The organism is Thermosipho sp. (in: thermotogales) (assembly GCF_020054775.1).
GTDB lineage: Bacteria > Thermotogota > Thermotogae > Thermotogales > Fervidobacteriaceae > Thermosipho > Thermosipho africanus.
Map to the genome: position 1 here is coordinate 1 of NZ_JAIHAP010000067.1, position 9,861 is coordinate 9,861.

Below are 9,861 nucleotides of genomic sequence, written 5' to 3' on the forward strand. Positions count from 1 at the left end.
TCTTCAGCAGAAAACTTCCTTCTCATACCTTTCACTCCCCTTCGTATATGATTATACTCTCTACTTTCTAACTGTCCAATCCTTCAGGGGAGCAGTATAATATTTTCATTTTTCTCCCCCCTATTTAAAAAACCATTAATATTTTATTTAGTTTGTTAATAATTTGTTTAAATTACCATTTCCACACAAAGTATATCACAAATATTTTTTGTTTTCCAAACTTTCTATTTCCAGTCTTCAATATAACATTTTAAATCTACTAAAATTATTTAACCAACAAATATAAGAAAAACAAATTAATATAAAAAATTTTTTTGCCATAATATCAAATAAAAAGTTGAAAAAATTTAAAAATAAAATGGAATTAACTAATAACTTTTTAGAATTTTGCGCTATAAAATTTTTGAAATAGAGATTATAGATATTACTTATTTTTGATATCAAAAAATAAATATTATAAAGAAACATTATATTAAATTGATCTATTTGTGGTTCAAGTTCTTTTGTCTATTTCATATATCAAAGTAACTATTGACAACATTAAAATTTCTTTAGATATCGCCAAAAACATAATTAATTTTGATATAATAACCCCAGAGTTATTTGAAAAAAATATAGGTTAACATAGTAATTTTTATTGGAGGTATTCATATGAATTATTTTTACCTAGATATAGAAAAAATAATGCCAAGTCAACTCTATATTTCAAAAGAAAAACTCAAAAACGTTTTAAAATATATCAAAACTACTGGAGTTAAAAATATCAGTCCTGTACCAATTAAAGAAATTAATAATATTATTTTCTATACTGACGGACACACTAGAGCGTACGCACTTTGGAAAATGGGGGCAAAAAAAATTAAAGTAATATGGGAAACAGAGGAACTTGATTGGAAACTTTATTTAATTTGCATAGAATGGTGTAAAAATGCAAAAATAAATAATATTTCTGATCTAAAAGTTATATCACATAATCAATATAAAAAACTGTGGCTAAAAAGATGTGAAAATATGCATAAAATGCTTTATTCTCCTCATCTTTAATACAAAACTATTGGCATTAATGAAGTCAATACTTTAATATTTTTTTACTTAATTTTTAAATCTAAAATTTGCTGTTGACTCGTTTTTAAAACAATGTTATACTTTTTTTAACTAAGAAAAGTAAAAGGAGGGTTGTCCAATGAGAATAAGAATATCTAACTTGACAAAAGTAAATATACGTAAATATGGGACAACCCTTAGAAGGATAAATTTTTTATGAATAGATAATGATAATAATCTATGTAGATATATTAACTCCACGGGTTGTCCAATCCGTGGAGTTTTTTTTAAAGGGGGTAAATAACATGAAAAATTTCAAACTTATTAATAATTACATAAAAGGAAAAAGATTAACATATACATTTGCAATATTGGCGACAATTGTCTCATCCCTTTTTACAGTTGTCTCTCCACTTGTGATCAGAACAACTGTAGATTCTATTATTGGCCCTAAACCAATAGATTCAAAAGTACTAAATTACATTTTTAGCTTAGCTAACTTCAAAACTATTTCCGGGAAACTAATTTTTGCTGCTTTCATTATTGTTATTTTAAGCATTTTTAACGGTATTTTCATGTATCTTAGAGGAAAATTTGCAAGTGATGCAGCTGAAACACTTGCAAAAAACTTAAAAGACGATCTATATTCTTCAATATTAAAATCAAATTATCAATTTTATTCTAAATATCAGTCTGGTGATGTGATTCAAAGATGTACATCGGATGTGGAAACCGTAAGAAGGTTTATAGCTGGACAATTTGTTGAAATTGGAAGAACAATCTTTTTGGCGAGCATGATTATTTACTTAATGCTCAGTATAAACGCTAAAATGGCATTTTTTTCGACAATCACTATTCCATTTTCATTTTATATCTCATACTGGTTTTTCAGAAAAGTTGAAAAACAATTTAAACTTGCTGATGAAGCTGAAGCTGAATTATCTACTGTTGTTCAAGAAAACATAACTGGTGCAAGAGTCGTAAAAGCTTTCGCAAGAGAAAATTTCGAAATTCAGAAGTTTTCCGAGAAAAATAAAAACTACCGAGACCTTGATTTTAAATTAGTAATGACGTTTGCAAGATTTTGGTCGTTTTCTGATTTTATAAGTCTTACTCAAATATTATTAGTTATTGTAATAGGATCATATTTTGCAATTAAACAGGAGATAACTATAGGTACTCTCGTCGCATTCTCAAGTTATGTTGCAATGCTTCTATGGCCTATTAGGCAATTGGGACGCATTTTTTCAGATCTTGGTAAAACGAAAGTCTCTTTGAAAAGAATATATGAAATTTTAAACGAAGAAAAAGAAGATTTAGATTCTGGAATAATAGATATTAAGTTAAAAGGAGACATTGAATTTAAAGATGTTTGGTTTGGATATACAAAAGATAAACCGATTCTCAAAGGTGTTTCATTTAGAATCAAACATGGACAAACTGTTGCTTTTTTCGGAACAACAGGTTCAGGAAAAAGTACAATTATTTACCTGCTATTAAGATTATACGATTATAACTCTGGTTCAATAACAATTGATGGTATAGAACTAAGAAACATTTCCAAAAAAACTTTAAGAAAAAATATAGGCATTGTTCCACAAGAAGCATTTTTATACTCTAAAACAGTAAAAGAAAATATAAAAATCACTAAGAGAAAAGCAAAAGAAGAAGAAATAATAGAATCAGCAAAAATAGCCGCTATCCATGAGGACATTATGGATTTTGAAAATAAATATGAAACACTTATTGGAGAAAAAGGTGTCACGCTTTCCGGAGGCCAAAGACAAAGATTAACAATAGCAAGAGCTATTATAAAAGAATTTCCGATAATAATTTTTGATGATTCATTAAGTGCAGTAGATACAGAAACAGAAGAAAAGATAAGAGAACAACTAAGAAAAAACAGTAAAAAAAGGACAACTATATTAATTTCACACCGAATTTCCAGTATCAAGGATGCAGATTTAATAATAGTACTGGAAAATGGCATAGTAACCAATATTGGAACTCACAAAGAACTAATTAAGCAGGAAGGATTGTATAAAAGGGTATGGAAAATACAATCACTTGTTAAAAATGAATCATAGAGGTGAATAATATGGCACAAGAAAAAGAATATAAATCAAAAATAAATCTAAAATTATGGAAAAAATTTCTAACCTTTGTTTATCCGTACAGATACCATATGTTAGGTTTAATAATTGTCATGTTAATAGTTGGAGCAATAGATGCTACATTTCCATATTTAACTAAATATGCTATTGATAACTATGTCGTACCAAAATCTATGGAAGGATTTTACAAATTTATAATAATTTTTTCAATAGTTATTTTGATACAAACATTAAATGTTTTTTTACTAATCTTCTTTGCAGGAAAAATTGAAACATTTGTAGCACATGATATTAGAAAAGCTGGTTTTGAAAAACTTCAAGAATTATCGTTATCATTCTTTGATTCAACTCAAACAGGATTTTTAATGGCACGATTAATGTCCGATGTTAGGAAAATAACAAACGTTCTAGCCTGGGGACTAACAGATCTTATTTGGGGCTTTTCATCAATGCTTTTTATATTTGCATACCTAATTATACTCAACTGGAAATTAGGTTTAATCATTATCTGTGCTATACCGTTTTTATTGTTAATTAGTTTATATTTTCAAAATAAAATTCTTAGACAATATAGAAAAGTAAGAAAGCTCAATTCAGAAATAACTGGTACTTTTAATGAAGGAATAATGGGAGCAAAAACTACAAAAATCTTATCTGTTGAAGATCAACATATAAATGATTTCAAAGTTCAGTCTGATGAGATGAAAAGAGCTTCAGTAAAAGCAGCAATTTTATCATCAATTTATACTCCAATTGTTATGAGTATTGGAAGTATAACAACTGCTTCAATTATCTATTTTGGAGGAAATTGGGTATATACTGGAATTATAACTTTTGGAACATTAGTCGCTTTTATTAATTACTCAATTCAGTTTTTTGAACCAGTTAGAGAAATAGCAAGGATAATAGCTGACCTTGTATCAGCTCAAGCTGCAGCTGAAAGAGTTTTGGATTTACTTGATACTGAACCTGAAATAAACGAAGAAGCAAACAATATCATGGATATAAATATTCAAGGAGAAATTGAATTTAAACATGTTTGGTTTAAATATAAAACTGGAGATTATGTTCTGAAAAACTTTAATTTGAATGTTAAAAAAGGTGAAGTAATAGCACTAGTAGGAGAAACAGGTTCAGGAAAGTCTACCATAGTTAATCTTGTTGGTAGGTTCTATGAACCAACTAAAGGAGTAATATATATAGATGGAGTTGATTATAGAAAAATACCTTTACAAAAACTTCATTCAAGTTTAGGATATGTGCTACAGACTCCTCACCTTTTTAGTGGAAGCGTTGCAGAAAATATAAGGTATGGAAAATTAGATGCTAGTATGGATGAAATTATAAATGCAGCAAAACTTGTTAATGCCCACGAATTTATAATAAACCTTGAAAACGGCTATGATACTGATGTAGGTGAAGGTGGTTCAAAATTATCTACTGGTCAAAGACAATTAATCTCTCTTGCAAGAGCTGTAATAGCAGATCCAAAAATATTTATTTTAGATGAAGCAACTTCGTCTGTTGATGCATATACTGAGCATTTAATTCAAGATGCAATAATGAAAGTACTATATGGAAGAACTAGCTTTGTCATTGCACATAGACTTTCTACCATAAGAAATGCCAATAGAATTTTAGTGATAAAAAATGGAAAAATCATAGAAGAAGGAAATCACAAAGATCTCATGAAAAAAAGAAGTTATTATTATAATCTATATATCAAACAATTTGTAGAAGAAAAAGGAAAGGAACTTTTAGGAGAATACGAAACATGAAAAATCCTTCAAATGTGGACTGCCCCATGTCAAGTAGACAAGTAATTCTAAATAAAAATTAAGAAATTATAAGTGCTTGATTCCGACATTCAGTGGGAGTCAAGCACTTTAATCTTTTGTGTAAAACCTACTTTTTGGTTGTATTTTACAACTTCAAGAAGAGTTTTTTTATTTTACACAAAATTTTATATGCGGCTTTTATGTGGATTTACCACACAATTTTTTTGGTAAGTTTCCCCTTCAAATCACAACCAATTACTTTTGTTATACCCACAAAATTTCTTTTTCCACCCTATATAATATTTGCACGCTTAACTTTTATTTCTCTCTATTAAAAAATACTCCTTTGTAAACCTTGTAATTTTTATTAATTACATTGTCTACTTAGGAGGTATCATAACAAATATGGATCTTTCAATTAATTTTGAATCTATTTCTTCCTTCTTTCTTAGCACCAATCATTGCATTTCGAACATTTTCAATTATCTTCTCTCCTTCAATACCTGTAAAAAACTTTGAAATTCCAATAGAAATAGTTATATTTATTTTTTTGTCTTCAAAGACAAAATCTTTTTTCATTGTATTTAAAATCTCTTTTGCCAAATTTTTTACAAATTCCAAATCTCTCTCTTTAAGAACTACAATAAATTCGTCTGCAGCAATTCTAATCACATCACTTTTAATTGAACGTTTTTCAAGTACTTCCTTTATTCTTTTTGAAGTTTCAATCAAAACTAAATCACCGGTTTTTCTTCCGTAAGTCTCGTTGATATCAGCAAAACGATCAATGTCTAAATCTAGAATATATCCTCCATCGAGATTTTTCAAAATTTTCATCACTTGACCGCTTTCCATCTCTTTCATAATTTCACCTCCACATAAACTATTCAATTTTAGATTTATTTTTGGAAAAATATTTACATATATTCCGGTTCTTCTGTACTTAGTTGGAGAGACATGAAATGTTTTTTTAAATGTTCTTGAGAATTGTTCATACCCTGAATAACCATATTTTAATGCAATGCTCAAAATACTATCTTTTGTAAAAATTAAATCCTTTGCAGCTAATGACATGCGCCTTTTAATAATGTATTCTTTAACAGTTAAGCCAAACAAATTTTTGAAAATTTTTGAGTAAAGTGAAATTGACATATTGGCACTTTTTGCAATATCTTCAAGATGTATATTTTCAAGGAGATTATTTTCTATAAAATCTATTGAATTTTTAATACATTTAATTATATTTGTCATATAGATCCCTTCCTTATTAACTTTTCAAGAATATTATAAACAAATTTTCAAGTAAAAATATGACTTTTTTTATACAACTAACTTTGTATACAGTTATTTTTAATTTTAAAAACAAGAATAGCACCAAAAGTTGCAAAACAGGCTTTTTCATGTTAACTTATTCTTTTTTGTAAAAAAATACAAATTATACTTGACAAGTTAACTAAGACATGATATCTTTAATTAGGTACAACTAATCAGGAGGTGGCTTTTATGGGGTGCATCTTTTTAAAAATCAAGAAAAACTTCTAAAAAACATAAAAATTAGAAATACTCAAACTCTTCTGCAAGTTCCCACCAATAAAGGTGTAATTTCCTTTGTGATTCCCGCTTTTGCTTTTTTAAAAAAATTTCTTTCAAAACATTTTCCCAATCACTTTAATAATAAAATTCATCTAACTTTTAAGCCCTTCTATTACTGTTGTTGTCACTGATTTTCCTAAATCTAATACAAAAGTAAATATTTTTTATATTGGAGGTGTAAAAAGTATGGAAAACGTTTATGATAGTATAACACATGTTATTGGAAAAACACCTGTAATTAGATTAAACAATATAGAAAATTATTTTAATATTGACAATGAAATTTATATTAAAGCTGAATTTTTGAATCCTGGTGGAAGTATAAAAGATAGAATTGGTAAATATATTCTTGAAAATGCAGAAAGTGAAGGAAAAATTACTAAAGGTACAGTTATTATTGAACCAACATCCGGGAATACTGGCGTTGGATTAGCCTTAATGGCTATAAATAAAGGATACAAAACAGTTTTTACAATGCCAACTAAAGTAAGTATTGAAAAAGAATTACTGTTAAAAGCATTAGGTGCTTTTACTGTTAGAGCTCCAACCAATGTTGCTCCAGATGCTCCTAATTCATATTACAAAATTGCTGAAATTATTAGAAACTTGATAGCAAAAAGGCAAAAGTTTTTAAATGACAATGAACTTTCAGAAATTGTGTCCTTTGTCCAAAATCTTATCAACGAAGAAAAAATAGATGAACTAGAAAACATCCTTTATGAAAAAATCGATAATTCTTATTTTGCATACATACCAAACCAATATTACAATAAATATAATCCTCTCACTCATTACGAAATAACTGCAAGAGAAATTTGGGATCAATTGAATGGCGATATTGATTACTTATTTGCTGGAGTAGGAACTGGTGGTACTATTACAGGAATATCAATGTATTTAAAAGAAATAAGTAATGTAAAAGTTATAGGGGTAGATCCAGTGGGTTCGATTTACAACCTTGTAAAACGAGGAATACCTCTAGAAGAAGCTTTAAAACATGCACACACTTATTTAGTAGAAGGAATTGGAGAAGATATAATCCCAGCTACCGTCGATCTAGAATTAATAGATGACATTGTTGTCGTCAATGATCAAGAGTCTTTTTCCATGACACGATTTCTAGCAAAAAAAGAAGGAATCCTAGTAGGCGGCTCGTCAGGATCTGTATTATTTGGAGCACTTAAATACCTTAAAGGAAATAATATAAAGAATAAAAAAGTTGTTCTAATTTTTCCAGATACTGGAAGAAACTACCTTACTAAGGTATACAACGATGAATGGCTTCGTAAACATAATTTAGAGACCGATGATGAAAAAATATTGGAGGTGTTAAAATGAAATTTCCAACAAGAGCAATTCATGTAGGAGAAATTCCTAAAGAATTTCAATTTGGCGATGCTGTTTCACCTATACATCTCTCTACCACCTATGCAAAAAGCCATATAAGCCAAGTAGAAGATGGATATGTCTATTCAAGAAGTGGAAATCCTACTAGAGATAGTTTAGAAAAGAAATTTGCAGCACTTGAAAATGCTAAATATGGTTTGGCCTTTTCATCTGGCCTGGCTGCTGAAACCACTATACTTTTATCATTGTTAAACAAAGGAGATCACGTTATTGCTTTTGATGATTTATATGGTGGAACTAAAAGACTCTTTAACCACGTTATGAAACGCTTCGGTATTGAATTTAGTTACGTAGATTTTAGAAATATAGAAAACATCGAAAAAGAAATAAAGGAAACAACAAAAATGATATGGATCGAAAGTCCAACAAACCCACTTCTGAAACTCGCAGACATTAAAGAAATTTCAAGTTTAGCAAAAGATAAAGGTATAATTGTTGTTGTAGATAACACCTTCGCAAGTCCATATTTCCAGAACCCCCTTGCTCTTGGGGCTGATATTGTTCTACATAGCATCACCAAATACATCAGCGGCCATTCAGACGTTGTTGGTGGAGCCATTATGTTAAACAATAAAGACATATATGAAAAATTAAAATTTCATCAAAATGCTGTTGGTGCAATATTAGATCCATTTAGCTCCTGGCTAGCTATGAGAGGAATCAAAACACTTTCTGCCAGAATGGAAAAGCACGAAAAAAACGCAATGGAAATTGCTAAATATCTTGAAAATCACCCACAAGTTGAAAAAGTTTACTATCCAGGGTTACAGTCGCATCCCCAGCACGAGCTTGCAAAGAAACAAATGAAAGGTTTTAGTGGCATCCTTTCGTTTGAACTTAAAGGAGGATTAGAAGATGCAATAAAATTTGTTGAAAATCTCGAACTCTTCTTCCTGGCTGAAAGCTTAGGGGGAGTAGAATCATTAATAGAATTACCTGCCCTTATGACTCACTCTTCAATTCCACGTGAAGAACGAATAAAAGTCGGTATAAAAGATTCATTAATCAGGGTTTCTGTTGGAATTGAAGACATAAACGACCTAATTGAAGATTTAGAAAAAGGTTTCAGGGCGGTGAAATTATGACCATCTCAACTAATGAAATAAGAAAATTCTTAAAGCAACTTTCTTTCGATGAAAAATCAATAAATGAATTTGTAAAACAAATAAGTTATTTTGAAGGTGAAGCAGAAATAAGAGACGATATTGTTAGAAGTTATCTTAACAACAAGTGTATTGAGGTAATTACAAATGAAATTGTTAATGAACTTTTAAAGATAAACAAGCACGAGCTAACAGTTCTAGATGTTGCTGCTGGGTCAGGATTCTTTACCGAAAAAGTTAAAACAAAACTAGAAAAAATTGGGATAAAAATTAACCTTTTTGCACTAGATATAACACCTAATATGTTACAAAATATTCAAAGAAATGGAATTCCTATAGTTTGGGGAGTGGCTGAAAAAATAAAAGAATCTATTAAGATATTTAATGAACACTATGGCACAAAAATTCCAGATAAATTTGACGCAATTTTTTCAACACTTGCTTTTCACCACTTTATTGAACCTGAAAAAGTGCTAAAAAGCATGAAAGAAGTTTTAACTGAAAATGGAAAAATCATTATAATAGATGTGCTCAAACACAGTTATACAGAGTTTACTGAAACACTAAAAGATACACACCTGGGATTTTCAAAAGAGGAAATCAAGGCAATGGGTTCAAAATTGTTTAAAGAAGTCAAAGTTGATAAAATGGAAGCATATTGTAGAGTCGAAGATAAAAAAGTAAATCTTTATAAAGCAACTTTCAAATAAAAAATTTTAAAAAAGAATTCCTGTAAGGAAAAATAGAGGTTGAAAAAATATCGCCTCCTGATAATATATAATTAACCACACACAAAAACCAGGAGGCGATACGGATGGAACA

The 9,861-nt window shown here is 29.1% G+C and carries 7 protein-coding genes; 6 read left to right on the forward strand and 1 reads right to left on the reverse strand.

Annotation, left to right across the window (positions count from 1 at the left end):
• Window positions 1-651: 651 nt before the first annotated feature.
• The 3 genes from JG780_RS09100 (at window position 652) to JG780_RS09110 (ending at window position 4,936) form a co-directional block, all read left to right on the forward strand.
• Window positions 652-1,044, forward strand: coding sequence for a ParB N-terminal domain-containing protein (locus JG780_RS09100; protein WP_287570223.1), 393 nt, complete (start codon window positions 652-654; stop codon window positions 1,042-1,044).
• A gap of 305 nt (window positions 1,045-1,349) precedes the next feature.
• Window positions 1,350-3,131 (forward strand): ABC transporter ATP-binding protein, encoded by a 1,782-nt coding sequence (locus tag JG780_RS09105; protein ID WP_287570225.1) that lies wholly within the window; start codon window positions 1,350-1,352, stop codon window positions 3,129-3,131.
• A gap of 11 nt (window positions 3,132-3,142) precedes the next feature.
• A complete protein-coding gene (locus JG780_RS09110; RefSeq protein WP_287570227.1) occupies window positions 3,143-4,936 on the forward strand; it encodes an ABC transporter ATP-binding protein in 1,794 nt (597 codons plus the stop codon).
• 414 nt (window positions 4,937-5,350) lie between these two features.
• Here JG780_RS09110 and JG780_RS09115 read toward each other — a convergent pair whose 3' ends face one another.
• On the reverse strand, window positions 5,351-6,187 hold the full coding sequence (locus JG780_RS09115) for a diguanylate cyclase domain-containing protein (RefSeq protein WP_287570229.1): 837 nt from the start codon (window positions 6,185-6,187) through the stop codon (window positions 5,351-5,353).
• 528 nt (window positions 6,188-6,715) lie between these two features.
• Here JG780_RS09115 and JG780_RS09120 point away from each other — a divergent pair.
• From JG780_RS09120 to JG780_RS09130, 3 genes are read left to right on the forward strand one after another with little or no spacing between them, the layout of a single operon-like run.
• Window positions 6,716-7,867, forward strand: coding sequence for a PLP-dependent cysteine synthase family protein (locus JG780_RS09120; protein ID WP_287570231.1), 1,152 nt, complete (start codon window positions 6,716-6,718; stop codon window positions 7,865-7,867).
• Window positions 7,864-9,021, forward strand: a complete 1,158-nt coding sequence (locus tag JG780_RS09125) for a trans-sulfuration enzyme family protein (RefSeq protein WP_287570233.1) — start codon at window positions 7,864-7,866, stop codon at window positions 9,019-9,021. The genes JG780_RS09120 and JG780_RS09125 overlap by 4 nt, the downstream gene beginning before the upstream one ends.
• On the forward strand, window positions 9,018-9,749 hold the full coding sequence (locus JG780_RS09130; RefSeq protein ID WP_287570235.1) for a class I SAM-dependent methyltransferase: 732 nt from the start codon (window positions 9,018-9,020) through the stop codon (window positions 9,747-9,749). Before JG780_RS09125 ends, JG780_RS09130 begins: the two co-directional genes overlap by 4 nt.
• Window positions 9,750-9,861: the final 112 nt, after the last annotated feature.

Bases quoted from the DNA above. Each gene is read 5' to 3' on its own strand.
- JG780_RS09100 (WP_287570223.1), top strand. From the start codon at position 652: ATGAATTATTTTTACCTAGATATAGAAAAAATAATGCCAAGTCAACTC.
- JG780_RS09105 (WP_287570225.1), top strand. From the start codon at position 1,350: ATGAAAAATTTCAAACTTATTAATAATTACATAAAAGGAAAAAGATTA.
- JG780_RS09110 (WP_287570227.1), top strand. From the start codon at position 3,143: ATGGCACAAGAAAAAGAATATAAATCAAAAATAAATCTAAAATTATGG.
- JG780_RS09115 (WP_287570229.1), bottom strand. From the start codon at position 6,187: ATGACAAATATAATTAAATGTATTAAAAATTCAATAGATTTTATAGAA.
- JG780_RS09120 (WP_287570231.1), top strand. From the start codon at position 6,716: ATGGAAAACGTTTATGATAGTATAACACATGTTATTGGAAAAACACCT.
- JG780_RS09125 (WP_287570233.1), top strand. From the start codon at position 7,864: ATGAAATTTCCAACAAGAGCAATTCATGTAGGAGAAATTCCTAAAGAA.
- JG780_RS09130 (WP_287570235.1), top strand. From the start codon at position 9,018: ATGACCATCTCAACTAATGAAATAAGAAAATTCTTAAAGCAACTTTCT.